Origin of the sequence: Paenarthrobacter sp. RAF54_2, assembly GCF_052113945.1 — a bacterium.
Taxonomy (GTDB): domain Bacteria; phylum Actinomycetota; class Actinomycetes; order Actinomycetales; family Micrococcaceae; genus Arthrobacter.
This window is the reverse complement of record NZ_JBFRDV010000011.1, coordinates 77,493-93,230: the sequence shown is the minus strand read 5'-3', so window position 1 is coordinate 93,230 and position 15,738 is coordinate 77,493. Positions and strand designations below refer to the sequence as shown.

The following is a 15,738-nucleotide window of genomic DNA, read 5'->3' as shown; positions in this document are numbered from 1 at the left end:
ATGCGCAGCAAGCTCGCAGAACGGCTAAGTGCACCGGGCATCCGTTTCAAGGCCCTGCCCTGGGGCTCCCGCATTGCCCTGCTCTTCCTCATCTTGATTGTCTTCGCGGCCGTCTTCGCGCCAGTCATCGCTCCGCATGATCCCCTTGAGACATTCATCCCGGCCACGCCGCCGGGCGCCGAGCACTTCTTCGGCACTGACCGCCTGGGCCGCGACATTTTCTCGCGCCTGCTCTTCGGCGCACAGTCGTCACTTTTGATCGGCCTCGGCGCGGTTGGTCTAGCCATCCTCGCCGGTGCTCTCCTGGGCTCCTTCGCGGCGACGTCCAGCAAGTCCGTGAACGAGATCATCATGCGGCTCATGGACATCCTCATGGCGTTCCCGGGTATCGCCCTTGCAGCCGTATTGTTGGCTGCCTTTGGCAACTCGGTTCCCACCATCATCATCGCGATCGCCATCATCTATACCCCGCAGCTTGCACGAGTGGTCCGCGCCAACGTGCTGGCCCAATACGGCGAAGACTACGTCCGTGCCGAACGCGTGATCGGTGCTGGCCGGTTCTACATCCTGGTCAAGCACATCGTCCGCAACACGGCCGCTCCGGTGCTGGTGTTCGCCACGGTCATGGTTGCCGACGCCATCATCCTCGAGGCCTCGCTCTCCTTCCTGGGCGCCGGCGTTCAGGATCCCGCCCCCTCGTGGGGCAACGTGATCTCCTACGGCCGCAATCTGGTTCTTTCCGGTGGCTGGTGGGCCACCACGTTCGCTGGCCTGACAATTCTGTTGACCGTCCTGTCCCTGAACATCCTCGCGGAGGGCCTCACCGACGCCATGGTGAACCCGAAGTTGCGTCGGGCCCCGGCGGTCAAGGACGACGACGGCTCTGCCGCAGTTCTGGCCGTGGACACCGAGGTTGCAACGTCCGTAGCTCAGCCGTCGGTGGTTGAGGAACACGAGCTCGACGGCGTTCGTCCGGCTTCCGATCGCACCGTCACGGAAGTCTTCGGCAAGTCAGCTCTTCTCACCGATGTGAACGTTGCAGCCGCCAACCCGCACCTCCTGCTGGACCGCGAACTGGAATTACTGGCAGCCATCGAAGCCAAGCGAACGGACCGCCTCCCCCAGGTCTCCCCCGGAGCCCACGACGTCCTTGAAGTGAAGAACCTGTCCATCCGTTTCCCGGGCCGCTTCGGCGAAACCGCGATCGTGGACAACGTCTCCTTCACGGTCCGCGAAGGCGAAACCATGGGCCTGGTGGGCGAGTCCGGTTGCGGTAAATCGATCACCTCACTCGCTGTGATGGGCCTTCTGCCCAAGACAGCCAAGGTCACCGGTTCCATCCTGTTTGATGGCAAGGAACTCCTCGACGCGAAGACCCAGCACAGCAACCCCAAGGCCTATGAGGGCCTGCGCGGTGAGCAGATCGCCATGGTCTACCAAGACGCGTTGAGCTCCCTGAACCCGTCCATGAAGATCAAGGACCAGCTGGAGCAGCTCACTAAACGCGGCGGTCGGAAGACTCCTGCTGAGCTGCTGGAAATGGTGAAACTGGACCCTGTCAGGACCCTCGCCAGCTACCCGCACGAGCTTTCCGGTGGCCAGCGCCAGCGCGTGCTGATTGCCATGGCCCTGTCCCGCTCGCCGAAGATCGTCGTTGCCGATGAGCCCACCACTGCCCTGGATGTCACCGTGCAAAAACAGGTGGTGGATCTGCTCAACGAACTCCGGGAGCAACTCGGCTTCGCCATGGTATTCGTCAGCCACGACCTCGCCTTGGTGGCCTCCCTGGCTCACCGCATCACAGTCATGTACGCCGGCCAAGTGGTGGAATCCGCACAGGCTTCCGAGCTTCTGCAGAATCCCAAGCACGAGTACACCCGTGGCTTGTTGGGTGCCGTCCTCTCCATAGAGGCCGACGCCGTCCGGCTGCACCAGATCCCCGGCACAGTCCCTTCACCACGCGACTTTGCTTCGGGCGACCGCTTCGCGGCCCGCTCACTCAGGGCTGACGCCGACCCCAACCAAAAGCTCGTCCTCACCACCGTCCCGTCTCCCAATGGCGACGCTGCGGATCACTATTGGGCCAGCCACTTGAAGGAGGACGCAAAATGAGCGAATCAGGCTCCAAGCCGGTCATCGAGCTCAAGGACGTCAAGGTCTATCACCACGCCAGGACCGGCGGATTGTTCCGGCCCAACATCGTCAAAGCTGTTGACGGAGTGGACTTCACCATCAGCCGCGGCGAAACCGTGGGCATCGTTGGTGAGTCCGGCTGCGGCAAGTCCACGCTTGCTTCAGTGCTTGTGGGACTTCAGCCGCCGACGTCAGGCAAGGTTTTGTTCCACGGAAAGCCGGCCATCAAGCGCAACGCTGCCATGCGCAAGCAGTTTGGCCGCTCGGTCTCCGTGGTCTTCCAGGACCCGGCTACGGCGCTCAACCCGCGCATGACCATCCAGGACATCCTGACCGACCCCCTTCAGATCCACGGCATCGGGAACGCGGCAAGCCGCGCTGCCAAGGTCAAGGAACTGTTGGCGCTGGTTGGCTTGCCGCAGTCGGCAGCCGAGGTGACCCCGTCGCAGGTTTCCGGTGGTCAGCGCCAGCGTGTGGCGATCGCCCGGGCACTGGCGCTCGATCCGGACATCATCGTGGCGGATGAGCCGACGTCGGCCCTGGACGTTTCCGTCCGGGCGCAGGTCCTGAACCTGTTGTCGGATCTGAAGACCCAGCTGAACCTGGGCATGGTGTTCATCTCTCACGACATCCAAACCGTCCGCTACGTCTCTGACCGCATCTGCGTCATGTACTTCGGCAAAATCGTCGAGCAAGGCACAGCCGCACAGGTCTTCGACAACCCCGGCAACGATTACACCAAGAAGCTGCTGGGCGCGGCGCCGAGCCTGCTCCACATCTAGTTTTCCCCTCACCAACACCAACAACGGAGATTTCTGTGTCCACTCAGTTCCAGGGCGTCATTCCCCCGGTCATCACCCCCCGCCACTCCGACGGCAGCATCGACACTGCGTCGCTGAAAAACGTCACCAAGCACCTGATCGACGGCGGGGTGTCCGGACTTTTCGTCCTGGGATCCTCCGGCGAAGTGCCCTACCTGACCAACACCGAGCGCGAACTCGTGGTCTCCACCATCGCCGACGCCAACGCCGGAGCGGTCCCGCTGATCGTCGGCGCCAACGAGCAAACCACCAACCGGGTGATCGAGGAGGCCCGAAAAGTGGTGGACCTGGGCGCTGACGCGATCGTGGTGACCTCCATGTACTACGCCATTGGCAACGCTGCGGAGACCGAAACTCACTTCCGCAGCATCCACGCAGCCGTCGAGAAGCCGATCTTCGCTTACGACGTCCCCGTCCGAACCCACTTCAAACTGCCAACGGACCTCTTGCTCCGCCTCGGCCGAGATGGTGTCATTGCCGGCGTGAAGGACTCCTCCGGCGACGACGTTTCGTTCCGCCAGCTGCTCCTGGCGGCCAAGGACATTCCCAACTTCGACATCTTCACCGGTCACGAAGTTGTGGTGGACGGCGCCCTCCTCGGTGGCGCCCAGGGTGTTGTGCCGGGCCTTGGCAACGTAGATCCGGCGGGCTACCGCCGACTGTTCGACGCCGCCCAAGCTGGCGACTGGGCGGGTGCCGCCCGGGAGCAGGATCGTTTGACCGACGTCTTCGAGATCGTCTACACCCCCAACGGCCGTGTCTCCGGTGGTGCCGCTGGGCTGGGAGCGTTCAAGACCGCGCTGCAGGTCATGGGCGTCATTGAGTCCAACACGATGAGCGAGCCCATGCTGTCCCTGAACTCCGATGAGACGGCGCTGGTCCGCGAAATCCTGGAGCGGAACGGGCTGGTCTAGGTTTTCCATGACCGCTTCCATGACCCACGTGATCGGCGTTGACCTTGGGGGCACCAAAACCGCCGCCGGGGTTGTTTCCGGCTTTGGTGAAGTGCTCTTCTCGGAGACCATTCCGACGTTGAACCGGGCCGGTGGCGAAGCGATCCTCGACGCCACCGCTGCGCTGATCGCGGGCCTGGTGGAGCGTGCTGCCGACGCCGGAGTTTCAGTTTCCGGCGTCGGCATCGGCTCCGCCGGAGTCATTGACGCTTCTTCCGGGGCTGTCTTGTCTGCCACGGATGCGATTCATGGTTGGGCGGGGACTGAGCTTGTTACCGGGATTGCTGCCCGTCTTTCGCTTCCGGCTGCTTCGGTGCGCGCCGTCAACGATGTCCACGCTCATGCTCTCGGAGAAGCTTGGCTTGGTGCCGCAGCTGAAACGTCCACTTCTCTGATGGTGGCGTTCGGGACAGGCGTTGGCGGCAGCTTCGTGGTGGATGGCGCTCCTGTTCTGGGGCATCACTTTGTTGGCGGTCATGTTGGACATTTTGCCTCGCCCTACGCCACATTTGATGGGGCTCCGCTGCCATGTGTATGCGGCCATGCCGGACACGTCGAGGCCGTGGCTTCCGGGCCCGCCATTTACGAGTCGTACCTGCGGTTTGGTGGTTCTTCACGCAAGGCGGCGGATACGCGTGGCGTGTTCGTGCTGGCTTCAAGTGCTGACCATGACGGGCCCGACGGCGGTGCTGCCGCCACTGTCAGCCGAGTCGCCGCCTTGCATGCCATAGGTCACGGCGCGGCCGCGGCAGGTCAAGCCGTGGGCGGACTCATCAACGTTCTTGACCCTGAAACCGTAGTCATTTCCGGTGGTCTGGCGGACGCCGGCGGGCTCTGGTGGGAGCCCATGGAAGCCGCCCTCCGCCAAGAGCTACTGGTGCCCCTTGCCGAGGTCCCCGTGGTCAGGGCAACCCTTGGCAACACCGCGGCCATCGTTGGTGCCGCGAAACTCGTCCTTTAGAAGAAAGAGACAACATGATCCTGACCCTCGAAGGCCTCGAAGCCCTCCGTTCCCAGCTGATCGTCTCCTGCCAGGCCTACCCGGGCGAGCCGATGCGTGATCCGCGAACTACGGGACAGGTGGCGGCATCAGCAGTCATCGGCGGTGCTGCGGCGATCCGAGTCCAAGGGTTGGCCGACGTACAGTTCACTCGTGCCGCCGTCGAAGTTCCCGTCGTCGGCCTCTGGAAGGACGGTCACGATGGCGTCTTCATCACCCCCACGCTCCGGCACGCGCTTGCCGTGGCGGACGCAGGCGCGCATGTTGTGGCGATTGACGGAACGCGCCGGGATCGCCCCGATGGCTTGTCGCTGGCAGCCACCGTTGCTGGCATCCACGCCGAGTCCCACGCCTTGGTCATGGCGGACTGCGGTTCCTTCGATGACGCCGTGGCAGCCGTTGAAGCCGGCGCAGACCTGATCGGCACCACCCTTTCCGGCTACACCGGCGAGCGCCCGAAGACTCCTGGCCCGGACCTGGAGCTGCTGGAGCAGATCGCCTCTGCCGATGTGGGCAAGCCCCTCATCGCCGAAGGTCGCATCCATACCCCGGACCAGGCCCGCCAAGCACTGGATGCCGGGGCGTTTGCCGTTGTTGTCGGGACCGCGATCACACACCCAGCCACGATTACGGGCTGGTTCAAGGGCGCGATGCACGCGTAGCCCTGACTTAGGCCCGCTGTGGGCCCCAAAGCCACACCAGGACCCACGCCGCCCGGGCCTCACAACGCAGAGGTAGCAGTTGTAGGCTTCTCCCATGAATGCCGAGAGCTCCCGTGAATTCGACGTAATTGTGATCGGCGCGGGCGCCGTCGGGGAAAACGTGGCGGACAGGGTGGTTCGTGGCGGACTGACCGCAGTGATTGTGGAAAGCGAATTGGTGGGCGGCGAATGCTCGTACTGGGCATGCATTCCTTCCAAAGCCCTCCTTCGGCCGGGGAGTGTTCTCCACGCGGCGCAAGGAATTCCCGGGGCTTCGGAAGCGGTCACGGGAGTTATTGACGCAGAGTCGGCCCTGAAACACCGGGACTGGTTTACGAACAATTGGCAGGACGGGAGCCAGGTCGAGTGGCTGGATAGTGCCGGCGTCGAGCTGATCCGTGGGCGGGGGCGCATCACAGGACCGCGAGAGGTCCAGGTGGACGGGCTCGACGGCAACAGCTATGCGCTCAAAGCGCACCATGCCGTAGTTGTGGCCACAGGCTCAACCCCTACCATCCCAGATATCGAGGGCCTCAAGGATGTACCCTTCTGGACCACCCGGGGCGCCACTGCCGCAAAAGTCATCCCCCAGCGATTTGCGGTGCTCGGAGGCGGAGTGGCCGGCGTCGAATTGGCCCAGGCTTTTGCCCGACTTGGTTCGGTGGTGACACTCATTGCTCGTGGTCGACTTCTGAGCAGCTACTCCGAAGAGGCGGCCGACCTGGTCCTGGCCGGGCTGCGCGCCGATGGGGTAACAGTCCATCTCCACACTGATGTGGACAAAGTGGAAAAGAACGACGACGGCTCGGTGGCAGTCACGTTCAACGGCGGGGCCGTCACGGCTGACAAACTCCTGGTCGCCTCCGGCAGGCATCCAGCGTTGGCCAATTTGGGCTTGGAAAATGTGGGCGTTGAACCGCAGAACGGGAAACCGCTCCGGCTCACTACGGACGCCAGTGGGCTGGTGGACGGTCCGGCAAGCGATGGTACCAGCGGACTGTGGTTGTACGCGGCAGGCGATGCCGCAGGCAAAGTCTTGCTCACGCACCAGGGAAAGTATGAAGCCCGGGCAACCGGTGATGCAATCGTCGCAAGGGCAAACGGTAAACTCTCCGGCGCCCCGAAACCTTGGAGCGCCTGGGCGCATACGGCCAATGAGCACGCCATTCCAAGCGTGGTCTTCACGGACCCGGAGGTTGCCTCGGTGGGCCCGAGCCTTGAACAGGCCCTGCTCCAGGGAAAGCACGTCACGGGAGTGGAGTTGCCCATCAATGTCTCCGGATCCCAGCTCTATTCCCCAGACTACAAAGGTTGGGCGCAGATCGTGGTGGATGAGGACCGCAAAGTCATTCTGGGTGCCACGTTCGTCGGGCCCGGGGTGGCTGAACTGCTCCACTCGGCCACCATTGCGATCGTCGGAGAAGTCCCCTTGGACAGGTTGTGGCACGCGGTACCGTCCTATCCCACCATCAGCGAGGTGTGGCTGCGTCTTTTGGAGAAGTACGGCCTCTGATCCTATTTGAACTGACCAGTCAGTTCAGTTAGACTTTCAGCAGACACCATTTCTGCGAAAGGCTCATTGTGCTGTCCGTACAGCAACTCCAGATCAACGGCCGCCGGGACGATCTCCTTCCGGCAACGTCACTCCAGGCCCGTCGTGGCGAACTCTTGCTCGTGGCTGGCGAAGGCCAGGATCAGCGGACCGCCTTGGCCTTGGCACTCAGTGGCCGCATGAAGCCCAGCAACGGCGTCCTCAGTTGGGACAACAACAGCAAGACCAGGAAGATCCGGCTGGCGAGCGCCTTGGTGGACTCGCCCGGCGTCAATGAGCCTGAACAGCATCTGAGTGTCCGCGACCTCGTCACAGAGGACCTCGCCCTCATCCCCCGCCGCTATCGTGGCGCCCTGCTGAGCAAGCCGTGGCTGAAGATCAACAGCTTTGAGGACATCGCCGGCCTCTGGGTTGAACAGCTTTCCGCCAGCCGCCGGCTCGAGCTCCTGACTGCCCTCGCTTTGGCAGATCCGGCAACGGACCTCCTCGTGGTCGACTCCCCCGATCGCCACAGCGCCGATCCCGCGGCATGGCTGCCCCGACTTGAGGCACTGGCGTCCGACGCCGGGCGGCCCCTCGCCGTCGTCGCCGTCGTCGGTGCCCTCCCGGACAACTGGACTGGCCCTGCTGCGGTGATTGGCAACTCAGTCGCGCACCCGCCGGAACCGGAAACCGTTGAAGTGTCCGCCCAGCCGGCAAAGTCAACGAACGTGCAGTCGACAACGACCCCAATCCCCGCCGCCGAGATTCAAGACGAAGCATCCGAACCTGAATTCCAAGACCTCCAAAGGACTGCAAAGTGACTGTTCTGCGGCTCGCCCGCTCCGAACTCAAGCGCATGACCGGCGGGCTCCTGCCCAAGCTGACCATTCTGGCCCTGACCATGGTGCCGCTGCTCTACGGTGCGGTGTACCTCTATGCCAACTGGGATCCTTACGGCAACCTCAACCAGATCGACGCCGCCTTGGTAGTAGAGGACACCGGGGCAACCTCGAAGGATGGCACCGAGCTGCAGGCCGGCAAGAAGGTTTCCGACAGCTTGGTGGACGGCCACGTCTTCAATTGGAAGCAGGTTTCCAGCGCGGAAGCGGCGGATGCCGGCGTCCGTTCAGGTGAATACGCCTTCGCGCTGCGCATCCCCAAGGACTTCTCCGCCAACCTGGTCTCCCCCGGCAGTTTCGACGCCGCCAACCAGGCAATGCTCCATGTCACCACCAACGACGCCAACAACTACCTCCTGAGCACCATCGTGGACAAGCTCACCACAGCCGTGCACTCAACGGTGGCCAAGGAGGTGGGCGAGGAAACAGCAAACCAACTCCTCACCGGCTTCGGCACCATCCACGCCTCCATCGTGAAGGCAGCGGACGGAGCATCCCAGCTCGCCACGGGCGTGGGCCAGCTCAGCGACGGCGCAGCAACCTTGCATGATGGCACCACCCAATTGGTGACCGGAGCAGACCAGCTCGTGGCGGGACAAACGAAACTGCGAGACGGAGTCGTCCAGCTGAACACAGGCGCCAGCCAGTTAAGTTCAGGACTGAACGAACTGAAGAGCAAGACCTCCACCCTGCCTGCCGATTCGAAGAAACTCGCCGACGGCGCAGCGCAAGTAGCCGCCGGGAACGCCGAGCTGAATGCAAAAGTCCAGGACGTCGTCGGGCAGCTTGATGCCGCAGACAAAGGCCTTCGCAATCGCGTTGTCGAGTCCACTGCGCGGCTGGTGAGTGCTGGCGTGCTCACCCAGGAGCAGGCTGACAAGGTCCTGGCCGATTTCGACTCCACTGCAACCTCCGGCCCGGTTACCGACGCCAAGGCCAAGATCGCGGGCGACGCCGCCAAGATCCAGCAGCTCTCGGATGGTTCAGCTGCCGTGAGCGCCGGCGCATCGAAGCTTGCTGCGGCTACACCAACGTTGACAGACGCAATTTCGCAGGCAGCGGCCGGAGCCGGACAGTTGAAAACCGGGGCGTCTGCGCTGGCCGCCGGCCAGCAGAGCGCACTGGATGGCGCCATAAAGCTCGACGACGGCGCCCATCAACTCAACGACGGCGCCGGACAGCTTGCCTCTGGCGCGGTGAAGGCCTCCGATGGCTCACACACACTGGCCACAGAACTCGCCAAGGGTGCCGGAGAAATCCCCAACCCGAACGATGAACAGAAGAGCAGTGTTTCCAAAGTGATCGCCGATCCCGTCGCCGTGGACAACGTATCGCAGGCGAAGGCAGGTTCTTATGGCGCCGGCCTGGCACCCTTCTTCCTGACGCTGGCCTTGTGGATCGGTGTGTTCATGCTGGTGCAGGCCATGCGCCCCATCACCCAGCGCGCGCTGGCATCCAACGCATCCGCTTGGAAAATCGCGGTGGGTGGCTGGCTTCCATTCTTCGTTGTCTCGGTGCTGCAGGCCACCATCCTGACCCTCGTGGTGAATTTGGGCCTCGGCTTGAACGCCGCCCACCCCGTAGGCATGTGGTTGTTCATGCTTGCCGCCGTGATGGCGTTCAGCGCGATCATCCAGGGCATCGTGGCGCTCATGGGAACCCCGGGCAAGTTCGTGGTGCTGATCCTGCTGGTCCTGCAGCTGGTGTCCTCGGGCGGTACTTTCCCTTGGCAGACCACCCCCATGCCACTTCACGTGGTGCACGAGGTCCTGCCCATGGGCTACGTGGTCACGGGAATGCGGCACCTGATCTACGGCGGGGAACTCAGCATGATCTGGCCAACAGTCCTGGGCCTGCTTGGATACACTTTGCTGGGAGCGGCACTGTCCACTCTCGCTGTCCGCAAACACAAGATGTGGACCCTCAAGACGCTGAAGCCGGAGATCGCAGTATGAGCACCACAGAGCCGGCCCCTTCAGAGCTGGGGGCCGCGGCAGGAAACGCGGAGAAGAAGTTACGCCCCGGGCGCACCAACGCCACCAAACAGCGCCTCTTCGAAGCGTCCATGGAGCTGATCGGCGAACGTGGCGCTGCAGGTGTCACTGTGGATGAGATCGCGGCCGCGGCCGGCGTGTCCAAGGGTACGGTTTACTATAACTTCGGCAGTAAATCGGACCTGATCGCGCAGCTGCTGCGGCACGGCGTGGACATTATGCTGGTACGCCTCCAGGCAATCGAAGGCCAAGCCAGCGATCCCCTGGAATCCATGAAGAACATGGTGGGCCAAGCCATGGAATTCATGGACGAATATCCATCCTTCGCGCGTCTGTGGGTAAGCGAAAACTGGCGGACGCCGGGCGAGTGGAGTGCTGTGTTCGCCGAACTCCGGGCAGAACTCCTCGCGGTCATCGGCTCTGCGGTGGAACGTGTGGCTTCCGGATACAAGGTGGACGAGTCCATCGCCCGCGGGAGCCTGGAAGCGGCCATTTTTGGAGCCATTTTCGTGGTGGGACTCGACCGGCAAACCTACAACCCGGAACGCACCCGCGAACAGAGTGTGGCCGCCGTCATGACCATCATGCACGGTTACGTCATCAAGTAGGTCCCTTTGCCGCAATCGGCAGCGGCGTGATCCAACTGCAATCTACGACGGCGTGGCGTGGCCCGCTGGTCGGCGATGATTAGACTCATGCGTCACATGGGGAACAGCGGAAAGCTTGCGGTGGTAGCCGCTTTTATGTCCCTCGGGCTTTTGGTGCTCGCAGCCGTGGTCCTCGAAGAACTCGTCCTGTACCTGTTCCTGGGAGCGGTGCTGACCTGCTATTTGGCATCGATAGTGCAGGTCTTCAACCGCCGGCGATATCTCGTGGTTCTCCTGGGCGCTGCCGGCACCAGCCTGTTCATCGGCTTCAGCATTGCATTCCTGCGCATGTGGGGCCTCGCGTTCAACCAGGACGCCAACGCCATGGGGAGTGCCGTAAGCACCGAGGATTCAGACATCTACTTCTACCTCGCCGCAGTGGCTGGGGTGGGGACCCTGGCTGTGCTCTTCCTCGGAGCGGTCTGGCCGTCCTTTGGTTCCAGGCAACCCACGCCGGTGGCCAAAAGAACCCCAGCGCAAACTAAACGAACCGCCGTCTCTCGTCCGGCAGCGCCCGCCAAACGCCCAACTACATCGACGGTACGTCCTTCGAGCGCCACCAAAGCCTCTCCGGCGAAGCGTCCCACAACACCCCGCACCCCTGCAGCGGCAGCCAAGCGTCCGACGTCGGGCGTTTCGTCTCAACGCAAACCCGCCTCCAAGCGCTAACGCCCCCAAACCCTGCGTTGCGGGGCCTACTCTGCGTGATTCCCGAGGGATTAGACGCGCAAAGCGGGCCTCACAACGGGAGTTTCCGGACGTTTTCGCGAGGCACCGAGCACGGCAGTCGCGACTCCGACGAGCAGGATCAGCCCTCCCATAATTTCGGGCGCCGTGGGGATTTCATTCAGGACCAGCCAGGCAGCCGTCATGCCAACCACTGGAACCAGCAGCGTGAACGGCACGACGTCGGAACTAGGGTAGAGCGTCAACAGCCGGTTCCAGATGCCGTACCCAATAAGGGAGGCGAAAACCGCCGTGTAGATGGCGCTCAGGATAGTGGGCATTTGGAGGTCAGTGATGGTCGCCCATACGGTGTCCGGGCCGTCCACCACAAGTGACAATCCCGCCAAAGGGAGCGGCACCACGGCCCCGGACCAGACCACGAGGCCAAGGCCCGACGCCGCTTTCGAGTGCCGCGCCACCACGTTTCCGATCGCCCAGGACAACGCAGCGGCCAGCACAATCATGAGAGGCAAGATCGCAGCAATGGCGCTGCGCCCCACGGCAACCACGCCCAGGCCCGCAAGGCCGAGCACAACCCCGAGCATCTGCCTGCGGCTGGGCCTCTCGCCTAGGAACCGCGCCGCGATCAGCACTGTGAACAGCACCTGCGCCTGCAGGACGAGGGAAGCCAGGCCCGCCGGCATACCCAGCGCCATGCCCAGGTACAGCAACCCGAACTGACCGGCACTCATGAAAAGCCCGACGCCGATGATCGCCTTCCAGCTCACGTCCGGTTTGCGGATGAACAGAATGAACGGGAACACGACGAGCAGGAAGCGGAAGGCGACGAAAAGCAGCGGCGGGACATCACGACCGTTGGCGTGGAGGCCCAGGTCTATGGCAACAAAGTTCACGCCCCAGAGGACAGCGACGAGGACGGCGAGGGCGGAGTGGCGAAGGTTCACAAGAATCACTCTGGCATTGGAATGGTTTAAGCACCAGCGTTGAATTCAGGACGAAACCACGTAGATTTACTTCATGATCGACATTTCAGCCTTGCGTGCTCTTGTAGCTGTGGAACAGCACGGATCGGTAGTGGCCGCCTCCGATGTAATGGGCTACAGTCCCTCAGCGGTTTCCCAGCAGATCAAGAAGCTGGAGAAGCAAACGGGAGTTGCCGTCCTGGAACGTAACGGCCGCGGCGTACTCCTTACCGAACGGGGCCTTGCCCTCGCTGGCTACGGGCGGCGAATCATGGACGAGCTCGAGGAACTGCAGGCAACGCTCCTCGCCGATCCCGCGAAGCCCTCGGGTCTGCTGCGGCTCGTAGCATTCTCCACTGCCTGCCGTGGCTTGGTGGGGCCAATGCTCGGACGCATCGGGACCACCGATTCTGAGCTTGAAATCAGCGTGCTGGCCGAGGACCCACGTGAGGCCGTCCAACGAGTGGCCTCAGGCGAAGCCGATCTGGCCGTGGTGCACAATTGGAACTCCGTGCCGCTGGTCATTCCGGAAAACCTGGTGCACGAGGACCTTTGCCTGGACCAGGCCGACGTCCTGGTTAACAGCACCCACGCACTCGCTGGACGGACCGTCGTCGAGCGTGAAGACCTGCTGGATGAAATTTGGGTCAGTACGCCGGCTGGCGCCATCTGCAACGAAGCCTTGCTGCAGATCTTTGCCGGGCTTGGGCGCGTCCCCGATATCCGTGTGTACGATCCCGATTTCTCCACCCACATCGCCATGGTGGAGCAGGCCGTGGCAGTAGCACTCGTGCCGCGACTCGGCCGGCCACCCCTGCCGCCTGGCGTAGTTGCCGTGCCGGTCGTTAATCCCATTCAGCAGCGGGCAGTGGGAATCGTGTATCGAAAGACCATGACCGCCAGCCCCAATATCCGGCACGCCGTCAGGCTTCTCCGCGAAATAGCGCCCGAGCACGAACTGCCAGTACGGGGTTAAACCATCCGTACGGGGCCAAACGACGGCGCTGTTACTTGCGGGGCACCTTAAAGTGCGTCAGACGGGCGTCCTGCCCATCCAGTTCCGCCCATGACTTCTCAGTCTCCAGGACAGTCAAAGCGCTGGTTGGGTACCGGCTGGCAGCGTCCATGTACGCGTCATGGTCCGAGTCGCGCGATGCGAGGTGCATGGCCAGATCCTGGACGCCGGGCATGTGCGAGATCACCATCAAGGTGGTGACGGTGTCCGGGACGTGATTGATCACGGTCAACATTCGATTCGCTGAAGCGGCGTACAAACCGTCTTCGAGCTTGGGCGTCGGGGCTTTGTCCCCCAGCTCATCGCACACCCACGTGCAGGTTTGGCGGGTCCTCACCGCAGACGAGCACAGAATGAAGTCTGGAACTACGCCATGCTTGAGCAGCCACCTACCAGCCAGCGGAGCCTCACGGTGTCCGCGTTCCTCCAGTGGACGCTCATGGTCCGGCACCCCCATGGGCCAATCCGCTTTGGCATGCCGCATAATCACCAGGCGCCTGATGTGATGGTCACTCATAAACCAACCCTATAGCCGCAAACGCCCATCCGCCGCGGAGGCCAATACTCAGGTAGCGGCCAGACGGACGCTCCGGGGCGGTGCGGTCGCTGTAGCGCAGCGGGCCATTTTGGTGAGGGCGCGGTAGCGTAGCGGGGCATCTTGCAGCGGGCGCTGTAGCGTAGCGGGGCATCCCGAAAGCGCCGTTGTTGCGTGAGGCACGAGCGCAGGCGCAAAGGGATCGTCCCGCGAAAGCGAAAGGGCCCGCGACCTGGCAGGATCGTCCCGCGAAAGCGAAAGCGCCCGCGACCTGGCAGGATCGTCCCGCGAAAGCGAAAGCGCCCGCCCTTACAGGACAGGCGCTTTCGGCTGCAGCAGCTACTTAGATCGAGTATTCCGGAGCGGCCCAAACGATAACTTCGGGGTGCTCGTAGAAGCGGTAGCCCTGGCCACGTACGGTGCGCACCGTGTTGGCGAGGCGACCCAGCTTGGAACGGAGGCGGCGGATGTGGACGTCGATGGTGCGCTCGTTCGGTACTTCCTCGGCGTTGCGCCACAGGCCCTCAAGCAGTTCGTCGCGGCCCACCGTGCGGGTGCCGTTTTCGACGAGGTAGTTGAGGAGCTCGAATTCCTTGAACGTCAGGTTCAGGGACTCGCCGTCGAGGTGGACTTCGCGGCGGGCGAGGTCGATCAGCACGCCGGAGGGGCGGGCTTCCTGCTGCGGTGCCGGGCGGGCAGCCTCGGTGCGCTGGCGGGCGGCGACTGTGGGGTCACCGAAAGTGGAACGTACGACATCGAGTGCGGACCCGGGCGCCCCGGCCGGTGCGACGGCGACTGCAGCGTAGCTCTCAGCGCCGGTGACCAAGGACTGTGCGTAGGCCCGGATTTCCTGGGCGAGCTTAGCGATGGAGGTTCCTGCCGCTGCTGCTGTCTCTTCGTCGATGCCCATGTAGAGCACGAAACCGCGTGCCACGTTGTCGTTGGCGACGGGGCGGAGGCGGTCAGACTGCGCAATGACGGGGGTAGGCGCCGTCATGGGTGCTGGCTCGTTGGTGGGAACTGCCCGCAACTGGCCGTAGGAGTTGGGGTTGTACCCCTGTGGCACGTAGCCGGGAGCCTGCTGGCCGTTGCCCTGGGGGGCGGGGGCGTAGCCGGGACGGTTGCCGAAGCCGGGGCGGAGCCCTGCGTTTGAAGCGGCCTTGTTGGCGTTTCGGACGGAGATGTGGACGTAACCGGATGCAACTGACATGGAGTGATTACCTCAAAAGTGAATAGCCGTCATCGCGGCTTCGAATGCTGGTTGTCCCCGCAATGAGTTTGGGGAAGGGCGCCCAACGCTGGGCTAGGGGGCGAATGCCTGAAACTTCTTTGGGGTGGAAAGTTAGGCTTGCATTCGACAACAGCGGGTCTCGTCGCCAGCGGGTGAGCTGGACCAGATTGCTGCGGCTGCAGGTGCTGTTGAGTTCTTGTTCACATTGGAAGTGTGCAACGTAACAATGGCAACACGCAAGTAACAAAGCGCCGAACCGTCCACATTTTGAGACAAGAGGGTCTATTGTGCTGCAGATCACAATTCTTTCACTACGGAAAATGAACGTCATTTCATTCGGTTCCGATAAGAAATATTCGGCTTATGGTGAATTTTCTTCGGCCAATGGTGCATGATGCCCTTCCTGATTCCCGGCAGGCGCAAGACGACGGAATCTCAAGATCTGAAACACTTGCTGTCCAATCGCAAGCCACTCTCGTCTCGAATTTTTCCCTCAAAATCTGCTACAAGCCGTAGAAAGGGCGCGCATGGGACGGCCATGCCCCGCAACGCCTTCCACCGAACTCCCACGTCGCTAGTGTTGACCTCACAGCGTCCTCACAGGCTCGGCAAAGCTTCGCCAAACC

At 62.8% G+C, this 15,738-nt stretch carries 14 protein-coding genes; 11 read left to right on the top strand and 3 right to left on the bottom strand.

All coding sequences use genetic code 11. From position 1 onward, the window contains the following. From AB4Y87_RS12880 to AB4Y87_RS12835, 10 genes are all read left to right on the top strand, one after another. The gene (locus AB4Y87_RS12880) at nt 1-2,112 is read left to right on the top strand and encodes a dipeptide/oligopeptide/nickel ABC transporter permease/ATP-binding protein (protein WP_442004730.1); all 2,112 of its coding nucleotides are present in this window, start codon (nt 1-3) and stop codon (nt 2,110-2,112) included. Next, nucleotides 2,109-2,915, top strand: coding sequence for an ABC transporter ATP-binding protein (locus AB4Y87_RS12875; protein ID WP_442004729.1), 807 nt, complete (start codon nt 2,109-2,111; stop codon nt 2,913-2,915). Before AB4Y87_RS12880 ends, AB4Y87_RS12875 begins: the two co-directional genes overlap by 4 nt. 35 nt (nt 2,916-2,950) lie before the next feature. Then, nucleotides 2,951-3,868 (top strand): dihydrodipicolinate synthase family protein, encoded by a 918-nt coding sequence (locus tag AB4Y87_RS12870; protein WP_442004728.1) that lies wholly within the window; start codon nt 2,951-2,953, stop codon nt 3,866-3,868. A 19-nt stretch (nt 3,869-3,887) separates the two neighbouring features. Next, a complete protein-coding gene (locus AB4Y87_RS12865) occupies nt 3,888-4,868 on the top strand; it encodes an ROK family protein (protein WP_442004797.1) in 981 nt (326 codons plus the stop codon). Between the two features lie 14 nt (nt 4,869-4,882). After that, complete coding sequence (locus AB4Y87_RS12860; protein WP_442004727.1) at nt 4,883-5,569, top strand: N-acetylmannosamine-6-phosphate 2-epimerase; 687 nt, start codon at nt 4,883-4,885, stop codon at nt 5,567-5,569. Between the two features lie 94 nt (nt 5,570-5,663). Further along, complete coding sequence (locus AB4Y87_RS12855) at nt 5,664-7,121, top strand: dihydrolipoyl dehydrogenase family protein (RefSeq protein WP_442004726.1); 1,458 nt, start codon at nt 5,664-5,666, stop codon at nt 7,119-7,121. Between the two features lie 68 nt (nt 7,122-7,189). Beyond that, a complete protein-coding gene (locus tag AB4Y87_RS12850) occupies nt 7,190-7,963 on the top strand; it encodes an ABC transporter ATP-binding protein (protein ID WP_442004725.1) in 774 nt (257 codons plus the stop codon). Further along, on the top strand, nt 7,960-9,996 hold the full coding sequence (locus tag AB4Y87_RS12845) for a YhgE/Pip family protein (RefSeq protein ID WP_442004724.1): 2,037 nt from the start codon (nt 7,960-7,962) through the stop codon (nt 9,994-9,996). The genes AB4Y87_RS12850 and AB4Y87_RS12845 overlap by 4 nt, the downstream gene beginning before the upstream one ends. Further along, nucleotides 9,993-10,643 (top strand): TetR/AcrR family transcriptional regulator, encoded by a 651-nt coding sequence (locus AB4Y87_RS12840; protein WP_442004723.1) that lies wholly within the window; start codon nt 9,993-9,995, stop codon nt 10,641-10,643. The genes AB4Y87_RS12845 and AB4Y87_RS12840 overlap by 4 nt, the downstream gene beginning before the upstream one ends. A 96-nt stretch (nt 10,644-10,739) precedes the next feature. Then, complete coding sequence (locus tag AB4Y87_RS12835) at nt 10,740-11,351, top strand: hypothetical protein (protein ID WP_442004722.1); 612 nt, start codon at nt 10,740-10,742, stop codon at nt 11,349-11,351. 50 nt (nt 11,352-11,401) lie between these two features. Here AB4Y87_RS12835 and AB4Y87_RS12830 read toward each other — a convergent pair whose 3' ends face one another. Next, the gene (locus AB4Y87_RS12830) at nt 11,402-12,313 is read right to left on the bottom strand and encodes an EamA family transporter (protein ID WP_442004796.1); all 912 of its coding nucleotides are present in this window, start codon (nt 12,311-12,313) and stop codon (nt 11,402-11,404) included. Between the two features lie 73 nt (nt 12,314-12,386). Here AB4Y87_RS12830 and AB4Y87_RS12825 point away from each other — a divergent pair, with 73 nt between their 5' ends. Next, on the top strand, nt 12,387-13,307 hold the full coding sequence (locus tag AB4Y87_RS12825; RefSeq protein WP_442004721.1) for a LysR family transcriptional regulator: 921 nt from the start codon (nt 12,387-12,389) through the stop codon (nt 13,305-13,307). Between the two features lie 31 nt (nt 13,308-13,338). Here AB4Y87_RS12825 and AB4Y87_RS12820 read toward each other — a convergent pair whose 3' ends face one another. Continuing rightward, nucleotides 13,339-13,863, bottom strand: coding sequence for a SixA phosphatase family protein (locus AB4Y87_RS12820; protein WP_442004720.1), 525 nt, complete (start codon nt 13,861-13,863; stop codon nt 13,339-13,341). 361 nt (nt 13,864-14,224) lie between these two features. Then, nucleotides 14,225-15,091, bottom strand: coding sequence for a winged helix-turn-helix domain-containing protein (locus AB4Y87_RS12815; RefSeq protein WP_442004719.1), 867 nt, complete (start codon nt 15,089-15,091; stop codon nt 14,225-14,227). Between the last annotated feature and the right edge of the window lie 647 nt (nt 15,092-15,738).

Bases quoted from the DNA above. Each gene is read 5' to 3' on its own strand.
- AB4Y87_RS12880 (WP_442004730.1), top strand. From the start codon at position 1: ATGCGCAGCAAGCTCGCAGAACGGCTAAGTGCACCGGGCATCCGTTTC.
- AB4Y87_RS12875 (WP_442004729.1), top strand. From the start codon at position 2,109: ATGAGCGAATCAGGCTCCAAGCCGGTCATCGAGCTCAAGGACGTCAAG.
- AB4Y87_RS12865 (WP_442004797.1), top strand. From the start codon at position 3,888: ATGACCCACGTGATCGGCGTTGACCTTGGGGGCACCAAAACCGCCGCC.
- AB4Y87_RS12860 (WP_442004727.1), top strand. From the start codon at position 4,883: ATGATCCTGACCCTCGAAGGCCTCGAAGCCCTCCGTTCCCAGCTGATC.
- AB4Y87_RS12855 (WP_442004726.1), top strand. From the start codon at position 5,664: ATGAATGCCGAGAGCTCCCGTGAATTCGACGTAATTGTGATCGGCGCG.
- AB4Y87_RS12840 (WP_442004723.1), top strand. From the start codon at position 9,993: ATGAGCACCACAGAGCCGGCCCCTTCAGAGCTGGGGGCCGCGGCAGGA.
- AB4Y87_RS12835 (WP_442004722.1), top strand. From the start codon at position 10,740: ATGGGGAACAGCGGAAAGCTTGCGGTGGTAGCCGCTTTTATGTCCCTC.
- AB4Y87_RS12825 (WP_442004721.1), top strand. From the start codon at position 12,387: ATGATCGACATTTCAGCCTTGCGTGCTCTTGTAGCTGTGGAACAGCAC.
- AB4Y87_RS12820 (WP_442004720.1), bottom strand. From the start codon at position 13,863: ATGAGTGACCATCACATCAGGCGCCTGGTGATTATGCGGCATGCCAAA.
- AB4Y87_RS12815 (WP_442004719.1), bottom strand. From the start codon at position 15,091: ATGTCAGTTGCATCCGGTTACGTCCACATCTCCGTCCGAAACGCCAAC.